This is a genomic window from Streptomyces sp. NPDC059994, from assembly GCF_042737755.1.
Lineage (GTDB): Bacteria > Actinomycetota > Actinomycetes > Streptomycetales > Streptomycetaceae > Streptomyces.
Genome location: NZ_JBHWUR010000012.1, coordinates 53,167 through 73,467 on the forward strand (window position 1 = coordinate 53,167; position 20,301 = coordinate 73,467).

At 72.3% G+C, this 20,301-nt stretch carries 19 protein-coding genes; 15 read left to right on the top strand and 4 right to left on the bottom strand.

Translation table 11 applies throughout. The features are described 5' to 3' along the window. Positions 1 to 25 precede the first annotated feature (25 nt). Entirely contained in the window at positions 26 to 685 is a 660-nt protein-coding gene (locus tag ACFWA7_RS09515) for a trimeric intracellular cation channel family protein (RefSeq protein ID WP_385822005.1), read from the top strand. A gap of 172 nt (positions 686 to 857) precedes the next feature. After that, positions 858 to 1,703, top strand: coding sequence for a thioesterase family protein (locus tag ACFWA7_RS09520; protein WP_385536511.1), 846 nt, complete (start codon positions 858 to 860; stop codon positions 1,701 to 1,703). A gap of 60 nt (positions 1,704 to 1,763) precedes the next feature. Here ACFWA7_RS09520 and ACFWA7_RS09525 read toward each other — a convergent pair whose 3' ends face one another. Next, positions 1,764 to 2,411, bottom strand: a complete 648-nt coding sequence (locus ACFWA7_RS09525) for a TetR family transcriptional regulator (protein ID WP_385536508.1) — start codon at positions 2,409 to 2,411, stop codon at positions 1,764 to 1,766. 135 nt (positions 2,412 to 2,546) lie between these two features. Here ACFWA7_RS09525 and ACFWA7_RS09530 point away from each other — a divergent pair, with 135 nt between their 5' ends. The 4 genes from ACFWA7_RS09530 to mnmA all read left to right on the top strand — a co-directional run bounded on the left by ACFWA7_RS09530 (position 2,547) and on the right by mnmA (position 5,396). Then, complete coding sequence (locus ACFWA7_RS09530) at positions 2,547 to 2,705, top strand: hypothetical protein (RefSeq protein ID WP_329401865.1); 159 nt, start codon at positions 2,547 to 2,549, stop codon at positions 2,703 to 2,705. 2 nt (positions 2,706 to 2,707) lie between these two features. Then, positions 2,708 to 2,977, top strand: coding sequence for a DUF4190 domain-containing protein (locus tag ACFWA7_RS09535; RefSeq protein WP_385536506.1), 270 nt, complete (start codon positions 2,708 to 2,710; stop codon positions 2,975 to 2,977). A 35-nt stretch (positions 2,978 to 3,012) separates the two neighbouring features. Then, complete coding sequence (locus ACFWA7_RS09540) at positions 3,013 to 4,182, top strand: cysteine desulfurase family protein (RefSeq protein WP_385822007.1); 1,170 nt, start codon at positions 3,013 to 3,015, stop codon at positions 4,180 to 4,182. 89 nt (positions 4,183 to 4,271) lie between these two features. Next, positions 4,272 to 5,396, top strand: coding sequence for a tRNA 2-thiouridine(34) synthase MnmA (mnmA, locus tag ACFWA7_RS09545; protein WP_385536502.1), 1,125 nt, complete (start codon positions 4,272 to 4,274; stop codon positions 5,394 to 5,396). 7 nt (positions 5,397 to 5,403) lie between these two features. Here mnmA and ACFWA7_RS09550 read toward each other — a convergent pair whose 3' ends face one another. Continuing rightward, the gene (locus ACFWA7_RS09550; RefSeq protein ID WP_385536583.1) at positions 5,404 to 5,781 is read right to left on the bottom strand and encodes a DUF427 domain-containing protein; all 378 of its coding nucleotides are present in this window, start codon (positions 5,779 to 5,781) and stop codon (positions 5,404 to 5,406) included. 179 nt (positions 5,782 to 5,960) lie between these two features. On the opposite strand from ACFWA7_RS09550, the gene ACFWA7_RS09555 reads away from it, so the two are divergent. The 5 genes from ACFWA7_RS09555 to ACFWA7_RS09575 all read left to right on the top strand — a co-directional run bounded on the left by ACFWA7_RS09555 (position 5,961) and on the right by ACFWA7_RS09575 (position 12,826). Continuing rightward, positions 5,961 to 6,500: a TIGR00730 family Rossman fold protein gene (locus ACFWA7_RS09555; RefSeq protein WP_385536500.1), complete on the top strand. Its 540-nt coding sequence runs from the start codon at positions 5,961 to 5,963 to the stop codon at positions 6,498 to 6,500. A 16-nt stretch (positions 6,501 to 6,516) separates the two neighbouring features. Continuing rightward, entirely contained in the window at positions 6,517 to 7,206 is a 690-nt protein-coding gene (locus ACFWA7_RS09560) for an SDR family oxidoreductase (RefSeq protein WP_385822009.1), read from the top strand. Beyond that, positions 7,203 to 8,231: a methionine synthase gene (locus tag ACFWA7_RS09565; RefSeq protein WP_385822011.1), complete on the top strand. Its 1,029-nt coding sequence runs from the start codon at positions 7,203 to 7,205 to the stop codon at positions 8,229 to 8,231. Before ACFWA7_RS09560 ends, ACFWA7_RS09565 begins: the two co-directional genes overlap by 4 nt. Before the next feature lie 25 nt (positions 8,232 to 8,256). Continuing rightward, positions 8,257 to 10,458: an NAD-dependent DNA ligase LigA gene (gene ligA, locus ACFWA7_RS09570; RefSeq protein WP_385536495.1), complete on the top strand. Its 2,202-nt coding sequence runs from the start codon at positions 8,257 to 8,259 to the stop codon at positions 10,456 to 10,458. Between the two features lie 253 nt (positions 10,459 to 10,711). Then, entirely contained in the window at positions 10,712 to 12,826 is a 2,115-nt protein-coding gene (locus ACFWA7_RS09575) for a putative bifunctional diguanylate cyclase/phosphodiesterase (RefSeq protein ID WP_385536493.1), read from the top strand. A gap of 25 nt (positions 12,827 to 12,851) precedes the next feature. Here the strand turns inward: ACFWA7_RS09575 and ACFWA7_RS09580 are convergent, their stop codons facing one another. Beyond that, positions 12,852 to 14,828 (bottom strand): phosphocholine-specific phospholipase C, encoded by a 1,977-nt coding sequence (locus ACFWA7_RS09580; protein ID WP_385822013.1) that lies wholly within the window; start codon positions 14,826 to 14,828, stop codon positions 12,852 to 12,854. A gap of 64 nt (positions 14,829 to 14,892) precedes the next feature. After that, positions 14,893 to 16,311: a hypothetical protein gene (locus ACFWA7_RS09585; protein WP_385536489.1), complete on the bottom strand. Its 1,419-nt coding sequence runs from the start codon at positions 16,309 to 16,311 to the stop codon at positions 14,893 to 14,895. A gap of 301 nt (positions 16,312 to 16,612) precedes the next feature. Between ACFWA7_RS09585 and gatC the strand changes: the two genes are divergently transcribed. From gatC to gatB, 4 genes are read left to right on the top strand one after another with little or no spacing between them, the layout of a single operon-like run. Then, the gene (gene gatC / locus ACFWA7_RS09590; RefSeq protein ID WP_073772988.1) at positions 16,613 to 16,909 is read left to right on the top strand and encodes an Asp-tRNA(Asn)/Glu-tRNA(Gln) amidotransferase subunit GatC; all 297 of its coding nucleotides are present in this window, start codon (positions 16,613 to 16,615) and stop codon (positions 16,907 to 16,909) included. A gap of 4 nt (positions 16,910 to 16,913) precedes the next feature. Beyond that, positions 16,914 to 18,407 (top strand): Asp-tRNA(Asn)/Glu-tRNA(Gln) amidotransferase subunit GatA, encoded by a 1,494-nt coding sequence (gatA, locus tag ACFWA7_RS09595; protein WP_385536487.1) that lies wholly within the window; start codon positions 16,914 to 16,916, stop codon positions 18,405 to 18,407. Further along, entirely contained in the window at positions 18,404 to 18,643 is a 240-nt protein-coding gene (locus tag ACFWA7_RS09600) for a hypothetical protein (protein WP_385536485.1), read from the top strand. Before gatA ends, ACFWA7_RS09600 begins: the two co-directional genes overlap by 4 nt. 17 nt (positions 18,644 to 18,660) lie before the next feature. Continuing rightward, complete coding sequence (gatB, locus tag ACFWA7_RS09605) at positions 18,661 to 20,169, top strand: Asp-tRNA(Asn)/Glu-tRNA(Gln) amidotransferase subunit GatB (protein ID WP_371654886.1); 1,509 nt, start codon at positions 18,661 to 18,663, stop codon at positions 20,167 to 20,169. Positions 20,170 to 20,301: the final 132 nt, after the last annotated feature.

Sequence of the window (20,301 nt, forward strand, 5' to 3'; positions counted from 1 at the left end):
AACCGTATCGGGGTAAAAATATCGGGTGCTCCACGAACTGTTCACCCCCTCCGTCCAGCATGCGCTCGACCTCGTCGGAATCTTCGTCTTCGCGATCTCCGGCGCGCTGCTCGCCGTACGCAAGAACTTCGATGTGTTCGGCATCGCGGTCCTGGCCGAGGTCACCGCGCTGGGCGGAGGGCTGTTCCGGGATCTGATCATCGGCGCGGTGCCGCCCGCAGCGTTCAGCGATCTCGGGTACTTCATCACTCCGCTGCTCGCCGCCGTCCTGGTCTTCTTCCTCCACCCGGAGGTCGAACGCACCCAGAACGCGGTCAACGTGTTCGACGCGGCGGGCCTCGGCCTGTTCTGCGTCACGGGCACGACGAAGGCGTACGACCACGGGCTCGGCCTCACCTCGTCCGCGGCCCTCGGCCTCGCCACGGCGGTCGGCGGCGGCGTCCTGCGCGACGTGCTGGCCAACGAGGTCCCGTCCCTGCTCCGCTGGGACCGCGACCTGTACGCGGTCCCGGCGATCGTGGGCGCCGCGATCGTGGCCCTCTGCATCCGCTTCGACACCCTGAACGCGGTCACGAGCGGCTTCGCCATCGTCACCGCGTTCCTGCTGCGGCTGGCGGCGATGCGCTACCACTGGCGCGCGCCGAGGGCGTGGAACCGGCGGAGCGCTGCGGCGGAGGAGGGGTAGGGGGCGAAGTCCCGTGGCGGGGTCCTGGGGCGGCAGCCCCGCCGGGGCCCTGGGGCGGAGCCCCGGGTAATCCCTTCCTCCCCCGCCCCCACCGCCGGCGGGTTCGGGGAAGGGGCGGGGAGTCTCAGAAAAAAAGCTACCGCTCAGTAATGTGTCGGTGTACCTTTGCCGCATGGCACAGGCAACGATCGGGGACAGCGAGTTCGACCGGGACACCGCCGTCACCCCGCGCGAAAACGAAGACGGCGTCTACGACGCCCACCTCTCGGCGGGGTGGACGATCATCCACGCCGTGAACGGCGGATATCTCCTCGCCCTCCTCGGCCGCACGCTCGGCCGCGCCCTCCCGCACGCCGACCCGTTCAGCGTGACGGCCCACTACCTCACGCCCTCGGCCCCCGGCCCGGCCGTCGTCCGCACCCAGCGCGTCCGCACCGGCCGTACGCTCTCCACCGGCCAGGCCTCGCTCTTCCAGTACGACGAGGACGGCGCCGAGGTCGAGCGCATCCGCGTCCTCGCCTCGTACGGCGACCTGGACGCGCTCCCGGACGACGTGCGCACCACCGCCAAGCCGCCCGTGATCCCGCCGATCGAGCACTGCCTCGGCCCGGCGGACGGCCCCGCCCCGATCCCGGGCAGCTCGGCCATCACCGAGCGGCTGATGCTGAAGCTCGACCCGACCACCCTCGGCTGGGCGGTCGGCGCCCCCTCCGGCAAGGGCGAGATGCGCGGCTGGTTCGGCCTGGCCGACGGCCGCGACGCCGACCCGTACTCGCTGCTCCTGGCCGTCGACGCGCTCCCGCCGACCGCCTTCGAGATGGGCCTGACGGGCTGGACCCCCACGGTCGAGCTGACCGCGCACATCCGCTGCCGCCCGGCGCCCGGCCCGCTGCGGGTCTCCATCACCACCCGCAACCTGGCCGGCGGCTTCCTGGAGGAGGACGCCGAGGTCTGGGACAGCGCCGACCGCCTCGTGGCCCAGTCCCGCCAGCTCGCCCGCGCCCTGCGCACGCCGTAGCCCGCAGCCCGCAGCCCGTACGCGTACCTCTCGCCGGGCCGCCGTCGGGCCGTCGCCGCCTCAGTCCAGCCAGTGGCGGCGGCCCAGCGTGACCAGCCTCAACTGACGCCGCGCGGTGGCCACTACGGTCTCCTCGGCGCGCCGTGCGGCCTCTTCGTCGCCCTCCGCGCCCGCGCCCGCCTCCAGGATCGCCGAGGCCGTCATCACCATGTGGTCGACGTAGACCCCGGCCAGCATCCGCAGATCCGCCGCGCTCCACCCCTGCGACTCGGGGTCCGCGCCCAGTGCCTCGGCCACCTCGTCGGCGAACCGCCGCAGCTGGACGCCTATGGCCTCGCGCACCGGCGCCACCCCGCCGTGCCGCTCCCGTGCGATGAAGCGGACGTGCGCCGGGTGCGCCCGTACATGAGAGGCGATCAGATCCACGGCCCGGTCGATGCGCTCGTCGCTCCCGCCGGTCGTCACGATCGCCGCCCGGATCGTCTCGTGCAGACTCCCCAGCGCCCCCTCCACCAGCGCCACCCCGAGGTCGGCGGTGTCCTTGAAGTGCCGGTAGAACGCGGCGGGAGCGACCCCCACGGCCCGGGTGACCTCACGGAGCCCCAGGCTGCTGAGGCTCTGGTGCTCCAACAGCCCGAGCGCCGCGTCCAGGAGGGCCTGACGCGTCTTCTGCTTCTGGGCCTGCCGGATCCCGAGAGTGTGGCTCATACCACTCAGTAAACAGCTGTTCGCTGAATTTGGGAAGGCTAGACTGGGTAGTCAGTGAACAGTCGTGCTCCGAAAGCGACTCGATCTGAAACCTGATCCGAAGCCTGATCCGAAAACGAGCCAGAGAGGCATCCCATGCTTTTCCTCGTCGCAGCCCTCCTCCTGCTGGGGGTCGTGCTGGGCTCAGCGGCGCACCTTCCGCTCCCGGTCACCCTGGCCGTCGCCGGCGCCATCGGGCTCTGGCTGATCGTCTTCGCCGTACGTGAACGCATCTCCTCGCACCGGAGGGCCTGACCATGGAACTCGTCCTGAACCGCCGCCGTGTCCGCGACAAGGACGCCGACGGCATGGCCGTCGCCGCCTTCGTCCTCGGCCTGCTGGGCCTGCTGGTCATGAACGTCGTACTCGGCCCGATGGCCATCGTGCTCGCCGGACTCGCCCTGCGGTACCGCACCACCCGCCCCGCCCGCGCCTGGCTCGGACTCGCCCTCGGCATCGCCGACCTGGCGGTGCTCGCGGGCCTGGTCATGGCCGACGGAACCATCTCCTGGGGGCTCGGCGCCTGAGGCCGGTCCCGGTGGCTCGTAGAATCGGGCCCACCATGGCTTACCTCGACCACGCCGCGACCACCCCGATGCTCCCGGAGGCGGTCCAGGCGATGACCGCCCAGCTCACCGCCACCGGCAACGCGTCCTCTCTGCACGCCGCCGGACGCCGGGCCCGCCGTACCGCCGAGGAGGCCCGCGAGGAGCTCGCCGAGGCACTCGGCGCGCGGCCCAGCGAGGTCGTCTTCACGGCCGGCGGCACCGAGGCCGACAACCTCGCCGTCAAGGGCCTGTACTGGGCCCGCCGCGACGCCGACCCGCGCCGGGTCCGGGTCCTGGCCAGCCCCGTCGAGCATCACGCCGTGCTCGACGCGGTCCACTGGCTCGCCGAGCACGAGGGCGCGACGGTCGAGTACCTGCCCGTCGACCGGTACGGGCGGGTGCACCCGGAAGTCCTGCGCGAGGCGATCGCGCGCGACCCCTCCGACGTGGCCCTGGCCACCGTCATGTGGGCCAACAACGAGATCGGCACGGTCCTGCCGGTGGCGGAACTCGCCGCCGTGGCACGGGAGTTCGACGTCCCGATGCACGCCGACGCGGTCCAGGCCGTGGGCCAGCTCGACGTCGACTTCGCCGCGTCGGGCCTGGCCGCGATGACGGTGTCGGGCCACAAGATCGGCGGCCCGTACGGCATCGGGGCGCTGCTGCTCGGCCGTGAGTACACCCCCGTGCCCGTGCTGCACGGCGGCGGCCAGGAGCGCCACGTCCGCTCCGGCACGCTGGACGTCCCGGCGATCGCCGCCTTCGCGGTGGCGGGCCGGCTGGCCGCCGAGCGCCGCGCCGACTTCGCCCACGAGGTCGGAGGCCTGCGCGACCGGCTGGTCGACGCGGTCCGCACGGCGGTCCCGGAGGCGATCCTCGGCGGCGACCCCGCCCCGGGCGGCCGCCTCCCGGCGAACGCGCACTTCACCTTCCCCGGCTGCGAGGGCGACTCGCTGCTGCTGCTCCTGGACGCCCAGGGCATCGAGTGCTCCACCGGCTCCGCCTGCACGGCTGGCGTGGCCCAGCCCAGCCATGTCCTGCTCGCCACCGGCACCCCACCCGACCTGGCTCGCGGCACCCTCCGCTTCTCCCTCGGCCACACCTCCACGGAAGCCGACGTCCAGGCGGTGGCGGCGGCGATCGGCCCGGCGGTGGAGCGGGCCAGGACGGCGGGGCTGAGCTGACCCCGGCGGGATGCGGCGCGGCCCGCACCCCGCGCCCCGGGATACTCACGAGCCAGCCGCTCCTCACGCCACGTACCCTTATGGGTGCTATGACGAAGACACCCCCGCGCCCCCTCCGTGTGCTCGCCGCCATGTCCGGCGGCGTCGACTCGGCCGTCGCCGCCGCCCGCGCCGCCGAGGCGGGCCACGACGTCACCGGCGTCCACCTCGCCCTGTCCGCGAACCCGCAGTCCTTCCGCACCGGCGCCCGGGGCTGCTGCACCATCGAGGACTCCCGCGACGCCCGCCGCGCAGCCGATGTCATCGGCATTCCCTTCTACGTCTGGGACCTCGCGGAACGCTTCCGCGAGGACGTCGTCGAGGACTTCGTCGCCGAGTACGAGGCGGGCCGCACTCCCAACCCGTGCCTGCGCTGCAACGAGAAGATCAAGTTCGCCGCGCTGCTCGACAAGGCCCTCGCCCTCGGCTTCGACGCCGTCTGCACCGGCCACTACGCCACCGTCGTCCTCAACGAGGACGGCAGCCGCGAGCTGCACCGCGCCAGCGACATGGCCAAGGACCAGTCCTACGTCCTCGGCGTCCTCGACGAGAAGCAGCTCGCCCACGCGATGTTCCCGCTCGGCGACACCCTCACCACCAAGGACGAGATCCGGGCCGAGGCCGAGCGCCGGGGCCTGGCCGTCGCCAAGAAGCCGGACAGCCACGACATCTGCTTCATCGCCGACGGCGACACCCAGGGCTTCCTGGCCAACCGGCTCGGCAAGGCCGAGGGCGACATCGTCGACGAGTCCGGCACGAAGGTCGGCTCCCACGAGGGCGCGTACGGCTTCACCATCGGCCAGCGCAAGGGTCTGCGCATCGGCCACCCGGCCGCCGACGGCAAGCCCCGCTACGTCCTGGACATCTCCCCGGTGAACAACACGGTCACCGTCGGCCCCGTGGAGGCCCTGGACGTCACCGGCCTGACCGCGATCAGGCCCCGCTGGTGCGGCGACGCCCCGGCCGGCCCCGGCACGTACACCGCCCAGCTGCGCGCCCACGGCGGCGAGACGGCGGTGACGGCGGAGCTGGTGGCCGACGAGCTGGTGGTGACCTTCGCCGAGCCGGTGCGCGGCGTCGCGCCCGGCCAGGCGATCGTGCTCTACGACGGCACGCGCGTGGTGGGATCGGCGACGATCGCGACCACCACGCGGCGTACCGAGGCGCTGGCCTAGTCCGGGCCTAGTTCACCGCGAGGGTCTCGCCGGAGGCAGTGCCGGACTCGGTGTCGGATTCGGCGTCGGACTCCGTGCCTATGAAGCACAGGTGGTCCTTTATCAAACTCACGGCCGCCAGCGGCTCGTGGTAGGACCACGCTATGTCCGGCGCGTCCGGCAGCGACCAGTACGAGGCGACTCCCTTGTACGGGCAGGTCGTTCGCGTGCCGGACGGCGCCAGCAGGTCGAGGCGCACGTCCTGCGCGGGCAGGTAGTAGCGGACCGGGAGGCCCGTCTCGCGGACCAGCAGCGGGCGGGTGCTGTCGGCGAGCACCTGCCCGTCCCACAGGACCCGCACGCGCACCGAGCCCTCCTCGGCGGTCACGGCATGGTCGGGATCCATCGCCGGGGGCGGACCGGGCGGAGGTGTCGCGGCGCCGGTGGGCTCGGCGAGAATCGTGCGAATCGTCGTAGTCATGCCCGCTCAACGGCCCATAGCCCGCCGGTTGTTCCCCCGATTCGCCGTTCGGGACACTGTTCACCCGTTCGAGTGGTGGAGGTGTCCCGGCGTACGGTTGAGTCATGAACATCTGCGTCTTCCTCTCCGCCGCCGACCTCGACGACCGCTACACGGGCCCCGCCCGCGAGTTCGCCGAACTGCTCGGCAAGGGCGGCCACACCCTCGTGTGGGGCGGCTCGGAGAGCGGTCTGATGAAGGTCGTCGCGGACGGCGTGCAGGAGGCGGGCGGACGGCTCGTCGGGGTCTCCGTCGACTTCCTGGCGGCCAAGGCCCGCGCGAACGCCGACGAGATGGTCATCGCCAAGGACCTCGCGGAGCGCAAGGCGCTGCTCCTGGACCGGGCCGACGCCGTGGTCATCATGGTCGGCGGCACCGGCACCCTCGACGAGGCCACCGAGATCCTGGAGCTGAAGAAGCACGGCAAGCACACCAAGCCGGTGGTGCTGCTGAACACCGCGGGGTTCTACGACGGCCTCAAGGAGCAGTTCCGCCGCATGGACGACGAGGGCTTCCTGCCGGTGCCCCTCACTGACCTGGTCTTCTTCGCGGAGGACGCGGTCGCCGCCCTCGCCTACCTGGAGGAGTCCGCCGGCATCCAGTAGTGCGAGCATGTCGGGTATGGCTACACACTTGATCACTGGGGCAGGCTCCGGCATCGGCGCGGCGGTGGCGCGGCGGCTGCACGAGCGCGGCGACGAGCTCCTGCTGCTCGCGCGCGACGCCGGGCGCGCCAAGGAACTCGCGGGGCGCTTCCCCGGCGCCCGTACCGTCGTCGCGGACCTCGCCGACCCGGACCGCATCTCCAAGTCGCTCGGCATGCAGCCGATGCCGGACCGCCTCGACTCCCTCCTGCACATCGCGGGTGTCGTCGACCTCGGCCCCATCGGTGACCTTCGCCCCAAGACCTGGCACCAGCAGCTCAACGCGAACCTGATCTCGCCCGCCGAGCTCACCCGGCTCTTCCTGCCCCAGCTGCGCGCGGCCCGCGGACACGTCCTGTTCGTGAACTCCGGCGCCGGGCTCAACGCGCACGCCGAGTGGGGCGCGTACGCCGCCTCCAAGCACGGTCTGAAGGCGCTCGCGGACTCGCTGCGCCAGGAGGAGCACGCGGGCGGGGTGCGCGTCACCTCCGTCTACCCGGGGCGCACCGCCAGCCCCATGCAGGCCAAGGTGCACTCGCAGGAGGGCAAGGAGTACGTCCCGGCGAAGTTCATCGACCCCGAGTCGGTGGCGACCACGATCGTCATGGCGATCGATCTGCCGCGCGACGCCGAGGTCAACGACCTGACGGTGCGGCCGGGCCGATGAGCGACACCGTCAGCGACTTCCCCTGGGGCTCGGCCACCGGCGTCGGCTCCATGCCCGGCGGCGACGCGCGCGAGGCCGCCAGGACCGCCACCGGTTCCCTCATCGGGGCCGACGGATCGGCCGGCGACTTCCCGTTCCTGCCCGAACTGCCCGCGCGCGGCCCCGGCGCCGACATGATCGGGCGCACCGCCGGGATGCTCGTCGAGATGTACGCGCGCGTGGAGCCCAGCGGCTGGCGGCTCGGCGACCGGCCGGGCCGCGACACCCGGCGGGCCCGCTCCTGGCTGGGCGAGGACCTGGACGCCCTGGAGGAGTTCACCCAGGGGTACGAGGGTCCGCTCAAGGTCCAGGCGGTCGGGCCGTGGACGCTCGCCGCCGCCCTTGAACTGCGCGGCGGCGAGGCCGCGCTCGGCGACCCGGGCGCCTCCCGCGACCTGGCCGGGTCGCTCGCCGAGGGCCTGCGCGCCCACCTCGCGGACGTGCGCCGCCGGGTGCCGGGCGCGCGGATCCTGCTCCAGCTCGACGAGCCGTCCCTCACCGCCGTGCTGCGCGGGCAGATCAGGACCGCCAGCGGCTACCGCACCCACCGGGCGGTCGACCGGCAGGTCGTCGAGTCGGCGCTGCGGGACGTCGTCGCGGTGCACGACGGCCCCGTCGTCGTCCATTCCTGCGCGCCCGACGTGCCCTTCGCGCTGCTGCGCCGCTCCGGCGCCGCCGCCGTCTCGTTCGACTTCTCCCTGCTCACCGAGCGTGACGACGAGGTGATCGGTGAGGCGGTGGAGAGCGGCACCCGGCTGTTCGCCGGAGTGGTCGGCGGCACCGACGGCCCATTGTCAGACCCTGCCGGTAGCGTCATGGGTGTCAGGACGTTGTGGCGCAGGTTGGGGCTGCATCCGGGGACTCTCGCCGAGTCCGTGGTGGTCACCCCGTCGTGTGGACTCGCGGGCGCCTCGCCGGCGTATGCCCGTGCGGCCCTCGCCCACTGCGTCCGGGCGGCGAGATCGCTCGCGGACAACCCTGAGTGACGGGGAAGACGGGAAACGGGAGGACATGACAGTGGCTGGCGAACAGAACGACGTGGTGCCCGCGGACGCACGGGAGAAGCACGCGCTCCTCGCCGAGCAGGTCGAGGAGCACCGCTTCCGGTACTACGTGAAGGACCAGCCGGTCGTCAGCGACGGCGAGTTCGACAAGCTGCTGCGCGGCCTGGAGGCCCTGGAGGAGGAGTATCCGGAGCTGCGCACCCCGGACTCCCCGACCCAGAAGGTCGCGGGGGCGTACGAGACGGACTTCGCCTCGGTGGAGCACCGCGAGCGGATGCTGTCGCTGGACAACGCGTTCGACGACGAGGAGCTGGGCGCCTGGGCCGAGCGCGTCGCCAAGGACGTCGGCACCGCCGCGTACCACTACCTCTGCGAGCTGAAGGTCGACGGCCTCGCGGTCAACCTGACGTACGAGCACGGGCGGCTGACCCGGGCCGCCACCCGCGGCGACGGCCGCACCGGCGAGGACATCACGCCCAACGTCCGTACGATCGCGGACATCCCCGACCGCCTCAAGGGCGACCGCGTCCCCGACCTGGTCGAGATCCGGGGCGAGGTCTACTTCCCGATGGAGGCGTTCGAGGGGCTGAACGCGCGTCTGGTGGAGGCGGGCGACAAGCCGTTCGCCAACCCCCGCAACGCGGCGGCCGGTTCGCTGCGCCAGAAGGACCCCAAGGTCACCGCCACCCGCCCGCTCCACATGGTGGTGCACGGCATCGGCGCGCGCGACGGCTTCACCATCGACTGCCTCTCGCACGCGTACGAGCTGCTGCGCGAGTGGGGCCTGCCCACCGCCCAGCACAACAAGGTGGTCGGCTCCCTGGACGAGGTGCGGGAGTTCATCACGTACTTCGGAGAGAACCGCCACTCGGTGGTGGAGCACGAGATCGACGGCGTCGTCGTCAAGCTCGACGAGATCCCCCTCCAGGGCCGCCTGGGCTCCACCGCGCGCGCCCCGCGCTGGGCGATCGCCTGGAAGTACGCGCCGGAGGAGGTCAACACCAAGCTGGTCAACATCCGCGTCGGCGTCGGCCGCACCGGCCGCGTCACGCCGTACGCGCAGGTGGAGCCGGTGACCGTGGCGGGCTCCGAGGTCGAGTTCGCCACCCTGCACAACCAGGACGTGGTCAAGGCCAAGGGCGTCCTCATCGGGGACACGGTGGTGCTGCGCAAGGCCGGTGACGTCATCCCGGAGATCCTGGGCCCCGTCGCGGACCTGCGGGACGGCACCGAGCGGGAGTTCGTGATGCCCGCCGAGTGCCCCGAGTGCGGCACCGGGCTGCGGCCCATGAAGGAGGGCGATATCGATCTGCGCTGCCCCAACGCGCAGTCGTGCCCAGCCCAGTTGCGTGAGCGGCTGTTCTATCTGGCGGGCCGCAAGTGCCTGGACATCGAGAACTTCGGCTATGTCGCCGCCGCGGCCCTCACCAAGCCGCTGGAGCCGTCCGAGCCGCCGCTGCTCGACGAGGGCGACCTGTTCGACCTGACCATGGACCGGCTGCTGCCCATCAAGGCGTACGTCCTGGACCAGGACAGCGGGCTGCCCAAGCGCGACCCCAGGACCGGCGAGGAGAAGGTCGCCCTGGTCTTCGCCAACATGAACGGCGAGCCGCGCAAGAACGCGGTCTCGATGCTGGAGAACATCGCGGCCGCCAAGGAGCGCCCGCTGGCCCGGATCCTCACCGGTCTGTCGATCCGTCATGTCGGCCCGGTCGCCGCCGAGGCGCTGGCCCGCGAGTTCCGCTCGGTCGAGCGCATCGAACAGGCCACCGAGGAGGAGCTGGCGGCGGTCGAGGGCGTCGGCCCGACCATCGCGGCCTCGCTCAAGCAGTGGTTCGAGGAGGAGTGGCACCGCGAGATCCTGCGCAAGTGGAAGGCCGCGGGCGTCCGCATGGAGGAGGAGGGCTCCGGCGAGGACGTGGGGCCGCGTCCGCTGGAGGGGCTGACCGTCGTGGTGACCGGAACCCTGGCCAACCACACCAGAGATGGCGCGAAAGAGGCGCTCCAGAGCCGTGGAGCCAAGGTCACCGGTTCCGTTTCCAAGAAGACGTCGTTCGTCGTCGTCGGAGACAGCCCTGGTTCGAAGTACGACAAGGCGATGCAGCTGAAGGTTCCGGTTCTCGACGAGGACGGGTTCGCTGTCCTGCTGGAACACGGTCCCGAAGCGGCTCGCGAAGCAGCTGTGCCGAGCGCGGAAGAGGGGGAATAACAGGAGTGGAGGGCTCCTCTCGGACGGCGTTCGGTCACCCGTTCAGCGCATAGCAGACGGATCACGGTGGCCAGGTGGCATTCGGGCAAGAGCTGTAGACCGCTGCCCGTCAGAGCCCTCCGCGGCCTACTGTTGTGATGAGCGCCAGTCGTGCACGGCTGAACCGGGGAGCTTGGGGGAGTTCCCGGTCGTGGTGGCATGACCAAGGGGCCATCGCGTGGCATCGGCACCGCCGGCTGTGAGAGGGACGGGAATGAAACCGACCGAGAGCGCCGCCCCGGCCGCACGGCTGCGCGGGTTCGCGGGATTCTCCTCCAGGCTGACCGCAGGAGTCCTCGGGACCGCCGCCCTCGCCCTGGCCGTGGGGTTCTACCGGGCCCTCGACACGGGCGACGCCCTCTTCCCCGGCTCCACCACGGGCTGGGCGCTGGCTGTCCTCACCGGGATCATCGTGGGCCATCTGGTCGCGCTGGGGCGCGACCGCTGGTGGGGCGGCACCGGTTCCGGCGCCGCCCTCACCCTGGCCGTACTGCTCCTGTACGGCTGGGTGCCGGCCGGGCTCGTCTCCATGGCGGTGGTGGTGCTCGTCGGCGCCGCCCGCCGCCACCGCTGGCGCCAGGGCGTGCTGCACGGCGCGGTCGACGTCCTCGGCATCGGCGCGGCCGCGCTGGTGCTCGCCGTGTTCGGCCACCATCCCAGCGTCCGCTCACCCTGGTGGCCCATCGAGTGGACGGTTTCCTCGGCTCCGGTGGTGGTCCTGGCCGCCGGAACGTATCTGGTGGTCACCCGGATACTGCTCTGGTACGCGCTGGCGCCGCGCGGCGGCGGACTGCCCACGGTCGCCCGGACGGCCCTGCTGCGGCAGGGCCTCGTCGCGGTCGCCCTGCTCGGCATCGCCCCGCTGATCTGCGTGGTCGCGATGGCCCTGCCGGTCCTGCTGCCGCTCTTCGCGGTCCCGCTGATCGCCCTCGACTCCACCCTGTGGATCGCCCGCGCCCGCGCCGAGGAGCAGCTGCGCGACCCGCTGACCGGACTGCCCAACCGCCAGTGGCTCCTGGAACGCACCTGGGCGGCCCTGGAGGAGGCCGAGGGCCCCGGCAACCGGGCCGCCCTCGTCCTGATCGACATGGACCGGTTCCGCTCGGTCAACGACACCCTCGGACACCTCGCCGGAGACCGGCTGCTCCTCCAGATAGCCGAACGGCTGCGGCTCGCCCTGCCGCGCGGCGCCGAGGCGGCCCGGCTCGGCGGCGACGAGTTCGCCGTGCTGCTGCCCGTGGCGGACTCCGCGACCAGCACCATGCGGATAGCCCGCGGCCTGGTCGCCGAGCTCTCCTCGCCGCTCGACCTCGACGGACTCACCCTCGTCCTGGAGGCCAGCGCGGGCGTCTCGGTCTACCCCGACCACGCGCTGGACGCGGAGGGGCTGCTGCGCCGGGCGGACGTGGCGATGTACCAGGCCAAGCGGGACCGCACGGGCGTGGAGGTGTACGAGTCGAAGCGCGACTCCAACACCCCTGACCGGCTGGGCCTGTTGGGTGATCTGCGGCGCGCGCTCGACGCGGGCGACGTGGAGCTCCACTACCAGCCGAAGGTCCGCTTCGACGGCCAGGTGGCCGGGCTTGAGGCGCTGGTGCGCTGGGTGCACCCGGAGCGCGGCCGGGTACCTCCCGACGAGTTCATCGCCATCGCGGAGTCCTCGGGGCTGATGCCGCACCTGACCGAGTACGTCCTGGAGACGGCGCTCGCCCAGGTCGCCCGGTGGCGGGCGCAGGGGCTCGACGTCCCGGTCGCGGTGAACGTGTCACCGCGCGACGTCCACACCCCGGGCTTCGCGGGTGCGGTGGCGGCCCGGCTGGCCCGGCACGGGGTCCCGGCGGGCTCCCTCCAGCTGGAGATAACCGAGCACGTCCTCCTGGAGGACCCGCAGCGGGCCGCCGACACCCTGGCGGGCCTGACCAGCCACGGCGTGAAGATGTCCCTGGACGACTTCGGTACGGGGTACTCGTCGCTGGTGCATCTGCGCCGGCTGCCCGTCAGCGAACTCAAGATCGACCGCTCCTTCGTGGCCCGGCTCGCCATCGACAACGAGGACGCCGAGATCGTCCGCTGCACCCTCGACCTCGCCCACTCCCTGGGCCTGCTCGTCGTCGCCGAGGGCGTCGAGGACGACGAGACCTGGGAGCGGCTGCGCGACCTTGGGTGCGACGCCGTCCAGGGCTGGCTGGTCGCCGCCGCGATGCCGCCCGCCGAGGCCACCGCCTGGCTGCTCGCCCGCGGCTCGCGCGGCTGGCAGCGCCCCGCCGACCTGGAGGCGGCGGCCAACTTGGCCGCGGCCGAGGAGCCGTCGGGCACGCCGGTCCAGTGACCCGGCGTGCCCGTCGTCGCGGTGCTCAGCCCGCGTGGACCGTGCCCGCGTACCGCTGGACGAACCGGGTGCCCGCGTCCGACGTCACCGTAACGTCGTAGCGGCCCTCCAGGACACGCCAGTTGAGCGAGCCGTGGCCGTGCGGGCCCACCCAGACCGTGCGCGCGCCGCGCACGTCGTCGTCGGCCGTGACCGTGAACGCGGTCGCCGTGTCACCGGAGTTGGCGAACCGCAGCTCCACCGTGGCGCGCTCCGGCCGGGCGCCGCGCAGCACCGCCGTCGCTGACGGCGCGGCCGCTCCCGCCTCGCGGGCCGCCCGTACGACCGTGCCCGAGAAGCGCCGCAGGAAGCCGTCGGCGCCGTGCACGGAGAAGTCGTAGCGGCCGTCCGTCTCGGCGGTGTCCCAGACGTACGTGGCGCGCGCCCCGGGGGCCACCGTGAACGGCGTACCGGTGAACGGCTTGAGGGCTTTCGGCAGGACCAGGAAGTGGAAGGTCTCGCTCCCGTGGTTGGCGAGCGTGCAGGTGACCTTGCCGGAGACCCGGTCCACCGAGACGTCCGCCCACGGGCGGTACGGCAGCGGGCGGTGCGGGCGGGAGCCCGGCTCCTGGGTGGCCATGGACTGGGCGCCGTTGCCGGGCAGCTTCACCGCGGGCAGCGCGTTGCCCGCGTCCGCCTTCGCCATCAGCGCCGTGGTGTCGGGCAGCCGCGGAATCGAGTAGTCCGGCTTGCTGAAGTCGAAGCAGCTGGTCAGATCGCCGCAGACGGCCCGGCGCCAGTCCGAGATGTTGGGCTCCCGCACCCCGGTGACCACCTCAAGGAAGCGCAGGACCGAGGTGTGGTCGAACACCTGGGAGTTGACCCAGCCGCCGCGCGACCAGGGCGATATCGCCCACAGCGGCACCCGGTTGCCGAGCCCGATCGGCCGCCCGCCGGCGAACTCGTCGGGCGTGCCGGGCTCCGGGAACGGCGGCGGCACATGGTCGAAGTAGCCGTCGTTCTCGTCGTACATCAGCAGGAAGACCGTGTGCTTCCACACCTCGGGGTTGGCGAACAGCGACTGGAGGGCGGTGTTCACCCAGTGCGCCCCGTAGTCGGGGCTCGCGGCCGGGTGTTCGCAGAACAGGTACGGCGCCACCAGCCACGACACGGTCGGCAGCGTGCCGTCCTTGCAGTGCTGGTCGAACGCGGTGAGGTCGAACTTCGTCATCGCGTTGACGTACCGGGGGTCGTCCTTGGGGAAGGCGTGGAACTGCTTGAAGTACGACAGCCCGTTGTCGTCGTAGTCGCCGGTCCGGTCGTCCTTGCCGGGGTTGTGGTAGACGCGCCAGCTCACCCCGGCCGTCTCCAGGCGCTCGGCGTACGTCGTCCAGTCCGCGACGGGGTTGTCGGTGACCGGGGTGTTGTCCGTCCACGGGCCGGTCGTGCCGTCCTTGCCGGGGCCGCAGGTGCCCGACCACAGATACAGCCGGTTGGGGTCGGTGGGCCCGGCCTGCGAGCAGAAGTAGCCGTCGCAGAGCGTGAACGCGTCGGCGAGTGCGTACTGGTAGGGGATGTCCTCGCGGGTGAAGTAGCCCATGGTGCGCTCGCCCTTGGCGGCGACCCACTTGTTCATCGCGCCGCCGTTGATCGCGGTGTGCCCGGTGCCCCAGTCGTGCGGCAGCCCGCCCGCGTTCTGCGCGTTGTACTTGGTGGTGTCCATCCGGAACGGCAGGACGAAGCCGTCGGCGCGGCCCGGGCTCGGCTGGCGGAAGACGGAGTCGCCGCCGGGGAGGGTCAGCGCCTGGCGGTCGTCGAAGCCGCGGGCGCCGGAGAGGGTGCCGAAGTAGTGGTCGAAGCTGCGGTTCTCCTGCATCAGGATCACTACGTGCTTCACGTCCTCGACGCTGCCCTCGGCGCGCGCCCCGGTGACGGCGGCGGCGGTCTCGGGCAGGCCGACGGCAGCGGCGGCGGCGGTCGCGGCGGACGCGCCCACGAAGGCGCGGCGGCTCAGCGGAGTCATGTCAGCGATGTCCTTCGAAAGCTCAGGCTCAGGGGGAAGCTCAGGGGAAAGCTCGGTCGGAAGCTCAGTGGAGGGTGAAGGTGACGGCGGGGGCGGCGTGGTCGGACGGCCAGCCGTTGGCGGCGGTGTCCGGTACCGGCCGGGGCCAGCCGGTGCAGAGCGTGTGCGCGGCCTCGACCCGGAGCGGCCCGGCGTACTGGACCTGGTCGATCCGGTCCTGCGGCTCGTCGGGGCGCACCGGCGACCAGGTGGCCCCCGGCTCGCGCGCCGGACGCGGGTGCGCCTCGCGGTGGGCGTCGCGCAGCCCGGCGGCGGCCAGCGCCACGGTGACCGGCCAGCGCACCCGGGCGCCCCGGTCGAGGTGCGAGGGCGAGGCGAGCCCGGCGGCGAGCACGAGCGGGGTCCGCCGGGACGCCAGGTCGTCCTTCATCGCCGCCAGCAGCGCCTTGGCCTGCCGGTAGCGCGCGCTTGTGAGCTCGGCCGCCTCGACCTCGGCGGGGGAGCGCCCGTCGCGCAGCGCGTACGGGCCGTACCCGCCCTCGTCGAGCTGCGCGGCCCACACGCGTACCGCCCGGCCGCCGGGCAGTCGCAGGGTGGCGGCCACCGCGGGGACGTCCGCGACCGGCTCCGAGAGGTCGTCGAGCGGGAAGCGGCTGAGCAGCCCGACCCCTGCCGCCGTGTCATGGGCGTGCCACCCGAGGGCACGCGCGAGAGCCTCGGCCGAGGACGCGGCGGACTCCTGAAGCGCCACCACGTCGAGCCGCTGCCCGAGGACGAGCCGCAGCAGCTTCTCGTGCGCGTCGGCGGTGTGCGCCCCCGCGTCCCACAGGTTCAGCGACGCCACCGTGAGCGTCGGCCGGGTCCCGGGGCGGCGCACCGGCACCTGGACCGTGACCGTGTCGGAGCCGCCCGCGCTGTCCCTCACCGCGACCGTTATCCGGCCGGGGTGCGCGCCGGGCCGGGCGGGTGCGGTGCCGGTGACCGTCCCGTCGGGGCCCATGTTCAGCCAGGCGTCGCCGGACAGCCGGCGGAAGGACGGGGTGCCGGACGGGTTGCCCGCCGGGCGGATCCACAGCGGGGCCAGCGCCACCGAGACGCGCTCGCCCGGCCCGTACGCGCCGGTCGTGAAGGCGTCGGTGACCGCGTGCGGCCGGACGACGGGCGGCCGGGCGGCGACGGTGACGGGCGGTGTCCGGGCGAGGATCCCGTACCCGTCCTTGGCCAGCAGGTACGCGGTGTAGACGCCCTCGCCGAGGCCGGAGGTGTCGAGCGTGACGTCACCGGACGCGGCCGTGACGTACGACCAGACCAGGGCGGAGCCGGTGCCGGGGCGGCGGTCGCCGTCGTAGATCCCGATCCAGTTCTTCGGGTCGGGCGCGTCGGTGGCCCAGTGGAAGGCGAGCCGGTCGCCCTCGCGGGGAGCGGTGGGCGTGGTGAGGGTCAGGGTGGCGGCGGGGGCCGCGGCCGTTCTGAGGGGGGACACGGAGGGTCTGGTCCTCTCGGGCTGAGTTGGCTGGACAACTTCGCCCAGTCAGCCAGGACTTCCCTCCCGTGACGTGAACGGGACATGACCGGCGGCCGCAGATCCGGGGACGCGTCGGCGGGGCACGCGCGCGGTGGGCCGACGGGGCACGCGCGCGTGGCCGGGGGCGCGGTGGGGGTGGCGGCGGGTGGGGCCGCGCGGGCCGTGATCGGGGCCGCCGCACAAACCGTTTAGTCCTGTGGCGGCCCGGCCCCATAGGATTGGCCCCAAACCACACTCACTCACCCCTGAGGATCGCTGCATGCCTGGCATTACGCGCGAGGAGGTCGCCCACCTCGCCCGGCTGGCGCGTCTGGAGCTGAAGAGCGAAGAGCTGGACCACTTCGCCGGACAGCTCGACGACATCATCGGCGCGGTCGCCCGCGTCTCCGAGGTCGCCGACCAAGACGTGCCCCCGACCTCCCACCCGCTGCCGCTGACCAATGTCATGCGCGCGGACGAGGTCCGTCCGTCGCTCACCCCCGCGCAGGCGCTCTCCGGCGCCCCGGCCCAGGAGCAGCAGCGTTTCAAGGTGCCGCAGATCCTGGGGGAGGACTAATCACATGACGGACATCATCAAGCTCACCGCCGCCGAGATCGCCTCGAAGATCGCGTCCGGCGAGCTCACGGCCGTCGAGGTCACCGAGGCCCACCTGGCCCGGATCGACGCCGTCGACGAGAAGGTGCACGCCTTCCTGCACGTCGACCGCGAGGGCGCGCTCGCGCAGGCCCGCGCCGTCGACGCCAAGCGCGCGGCGGGCGAGAAGCTGGGCCCGCTCGCCGGTGTCCCGCTGGCGCTGAAGGACATCTTCACCACCGAGGGCATCCCGACCACGGTCGGCTCGAAGATCCTCGAAGGCTGGATCCCGCCGTACGACGCCACGCTCACCAAGCGGCTGAAGGCCGCCGACGTCGTCATCCTCGGCAAGACCAACATGGACGAGTTCGCCATGGGGTCCTCGACGGAGAACAGTGCGTACGGCCCGACCGGCAACCCGTGGGACCTCACCCGGATCCCCGGCGGCTCCGGCGGCGGCTCCTCCGCGGCGCTCGCGTCCTACGAGGCCCCGCTCGCCATCGGCACGGACACCGGCGGCTCCATCCGCCAGCCCGCAGCCGTCACCGGCACCGTCGGCGTCAAGCCGACCTACGGCGCGGTCTCCCGCTACGGCATGGTCGCCTTCTCGTCCTCCCTGGACCAGGGCGGGCCCTGCGCCCGTACGGTCCTGGACGCGGCGCTGCTGCACGAGGTCATCGCCGGGCACGACCCGCTCGACTCGACCTCCATCGACGCGCCGGTCCCGCCGGTCGTCGAGGCCGCGCGCAACGGCTCGGTGGCCGGGATGCGCGTCGGCGTCGTCAAGCAGTTCGGCGGCGAGGGCTACCAGGCCGGCGTCGTCCAGCGCTTCAACGAGTCGGTCGAGCTGCTGAAGTCGCTCGGCGCCGAGATCGTCGAGCTGGACTGCCCGTCCTTCGACCTGGCGCTCTCCGCGTACTACCTGATCGCGCCGAGCGAGTGCTCGTCCAACCTGGCCCGCTTCGACGCCATGCGCTACGGCCTGCGGGTCGGCGACGACGGCACGAGGTCGGCCGAGGACGTCACCGCACTCACCCGCGAGGCGGGCTTCGGCGACGAGGTCAAGCGCCGGATCATCCTCGGTACGTACGCGCTGAGCTCCGGCTACTACGACGCGTACTACGGCAGCGCCCAGAAGGTCCGCACGCTCATCACGCGGGACTTCGAGAAGGCCTTCGAGCAGGTCGACGTGATCGTCTCGCCGACGACCCCGACCACCGCCTTCCCGATCGGCGAGCGCGCCGACGACCCGATGGCGATGTACCTCGCGGACCTGTGCACCATCCCGACCAACATGGCGGGCAACGCCGCCATGTCGCTGCCCTGCGGCCTGGCGCCGGAGGACGGCCTGCCGGTCGGCCTGCAGATCATCGCCCCCGCCCTGAAGGACGACCGTCTTTACAAGGTCGGCGCCGCCGTCGAGGCCGCCTTCGTGGAAAAGTGGGGCCACCCGCTGCTTGAGGAGGCACCGTCGCTGTGAGTGCACTGACCAAGGCCAAGGGCTTCAAGAAGTCCAAGACCGGTACGTACCTGTCCATCGGCACCACCGCGTTCGGCGTCATCAGCGTGGTCAAGCAGGCCAAGAAGGCCCGCACCGAGCACGACACGCTGAAGCTGCTCGACGCCGTCGTCTCCGCCGCCGCCATCGCCACCGGCGTCGCCATCCTGCTGCGCGAGCTCAAGCGCATCGGTGACGACGACGTCCTGCTGGGCTGAGAGGGAAGTTTTTCACCGTGACCGTCATTGACCTGGTCTCGTACGAGGACGCCCTCGCGTCGTACGACCCCGTCATGGGCCTTGAGGTCCATGTCGAACTCGGCACCAAGACCAAGATGTTCTGCGGCTGTTCTACCGAGCTGGGCGCCGAGCCCAACTCGCAGACCTGCCCCACCTGCCTCGGCCTGCCCGGCTCGCTCCCGGTCGTCAACGCGATCGGCGTCGAGTCGGCCGTCAAGATCGGCCTCGCGCTCAACTGCGAGATCGCCGAGTGGTGCCGCTTCGCCCGGAAGAACTACTTCTATCCGGACATGCCGAAGAACTTCCAGACCTCCCAGTACGACGAGCCGATCGCCTTCAACGGCTATCTGGACGTCCAGCTGGAGGACGGCGAGATCTTCCGCGTGGAGATCGAGCGCGCCCACATGGAGGAGGACACCGGCAAGTCGACGCACGTCGGCGGCGCCACCGGCCGTATCCACGGCGCCTCGCACTCGCTGCTCGACTACAACCGGGCCGGCATCCCGCTCATCGAGATCGTCACCAAGCCGATCGAGGGCGCGGGCGAGCGGGCCCCCGAGGTCGCCAAGGCGTACGTCGCCGAGCTGCGCGAGCTCATCAAGGCGCTCGACGTCTCCGAGGCCCGGATGGACAAGGGCCAGATGCGCTGCGACGTGAACCTGTCGCTGCGCCCCAACGGGACCGAGAAGTTCGGCACCCGCAGCGAGACGAAGAACGTCAACTCGCTGCGGTCGGTCGAGCGCGCGGCCCGCTTCGAGATCCAGCGCCACGCGGCGGTCCTCTCGTCCGGCGGCACGATCGTGCAGGAGACCCGTCACTTCCACGAGGAGGACGGCTCCACCACCTCCGGCCGCATCAAGGACAACGCCGAGGACTACCGGTACTTCCCGGAGCCCGACCTCGTCCCGGTCGCCCCGGCCCGCGAGTGGGTCGAGGAGCTCCGCAAGGGGCTGCCCGAGCTGCCCCGGGTGCGCCGCAACCGGCTCCGCGAGGAGTGGGGCGTCTCCGAGCACGACATGCAGTCGATCCTGAACGCGGGCGCGGTCGACCCGATCGTCGCCACCATCGAGGCGGGCGCGGACGCCGCGGCCGCCCGCAAGTGGTGGATGGGCGAGCTGGCGCGCAACGCCAACGAGCAGGGCAAGGCCCTGGACGAGCTGCCCATCACCCCGGCCCAGGTGGCCCGTCTGGCGGCCCTCGTGGCCTCCGGCGACCTCAACGACAAGCTGGCGCGCCAGGTCATCGAGGGTGTCCTCGCGGGCGAGGGCGACCCGGACGCGGTCGTCGAGAAGCGCGGCCTCAAGGTCGTCTCGGACGAGGGCGCGCTCGGCGCGGCCGTGGACGAGGCCATCGCGGGCAACGCGGCGATCGCGGACAAGATCCGCGGCGGCAAGGTGCAGGCCGTCGGCGCGCTGGTCGGCGCGGTCATGAAGACCACGCGCGGCCAGGCGGACGCGGCCCGCGTCAAGGAGCTCATCCTGGAGAAGCTGGGCGTCGAGGGCTGAGCCCCTGATCCCGGAGCACGTTCTCCCGCGTACGCCGTACGTGTACGAGCCGGCCCCCGCATCCCAGGGATGCGGGGGCCGGGTCATACGCCACGGCTGGGCGGAATCAAACCCTCCTGCCGGGTGACCTCG

Bases quoted from the DNA above. Each gene is read 5' to 3' on its own strand.
- ACFWA7_RS09520 (WP_385536511.1), top strand. From the start codon at position 858: ATGGCACAGGCAACGATCGGGGACAGCGAGTTCGACCGGGACACCGCC.
- ACFWA7_RS09525 (WP_385536508.1), bottom strand. From the start codon at position 2,411: ATGAGCCACACTCTCGGGATCCGGCAGGCCCAGAAGCAGAAGACGCGT.
- ACFWA7_RS09530 (WP_329401865.1), top strand. From the start codon at position 2,547: ATGCTTTTCCTCGTCGCAGCCCTCCTCCTGCTGGGGGTCGTGCTGGGC.
- ACFWA7_RS09535 (WP_385536506.1), top strand. From the start codon at position 2,708: ATGGAACTCGTCCTGAACCGCCGCCGTGTCCGCGACAAGGACGCCGAC.
- ACFWA7_RS09540 (WP_385822007.1), top strand. From the start codon at position 3,013: ATGGCTTACCTCGACCACGCCGCGACCACCCCGATGCTCCCGGAGGCG.
- mnmA (WP_385536502.1), top strand. From the start codon at position 4,272: ATGACGAAGACACCCCCGCGCCCCCTCCGTGTGCTCGCCGCCATGTCC.
- ACFWA7_RS09550 (WP_385536583.1), bottom strand. From the start codon at position 5,781: ATGGATCCCGACCATGCCGTGACCGCCGAGGAGGGCTCGGTGCGCGTG.
- ACFWA7_RS09555 (WP_385536500.1), top strand. From the start codon at position 5,961: ATGAACATCTGCGTCTTCCTCTCCGCCGCCGACCTCGACGACCGCTAC.
- ACFWA7_RS09560 (WP_385822009.1), top strand. From the start codon at position 6,517: ATGGCTACACACTTGATCACTGGGGCAGGCTCCGGCATCGGCGCGGCG.
- ACFWA7_RS09565 (WP_385822011.1), top strand. From the start codon at position 7,203: ATGAGCGACACCGTCAGCGACTTCCCCTGGGGCTCGGCCACCGGCGTC.
- ligA (WP_385536495.1), top strand. From the start codon at position 8,257: ATGACAGTGGCTGGCGAACAGAACGACGTGGTGCCCGCGGACGCACGG.
- ACFWA7_RS09575 (WP_385536493.1), top strand. From the start codon at position 10,712: ATGAAACCGACCGAGAGCGCCGCCCCGGCCGCACGGCTGCGCGGGTTC.
- ACFWA7_RS09580 (WP_385822013.1), bottom strand. From the start codon at position 14,828: ATGACTCCGCTGAGCCGCCGCGCCTTCGTGGGCGCGTCCGCCGCGACC.
- gatC (WP_073772988.1), top strand. From the start codon at position 16,613: ATGCCTGGCATTACGCGCGAGGAGGTCGCCCACCTCGCCCGGCTGGCG.
- gatA (WP_385536487.1), top strand. From the start codon at position 16,914: ATGACGGACATCATCAAGCTCACCGCCGCCGAGATCGCCTCGAAGATC.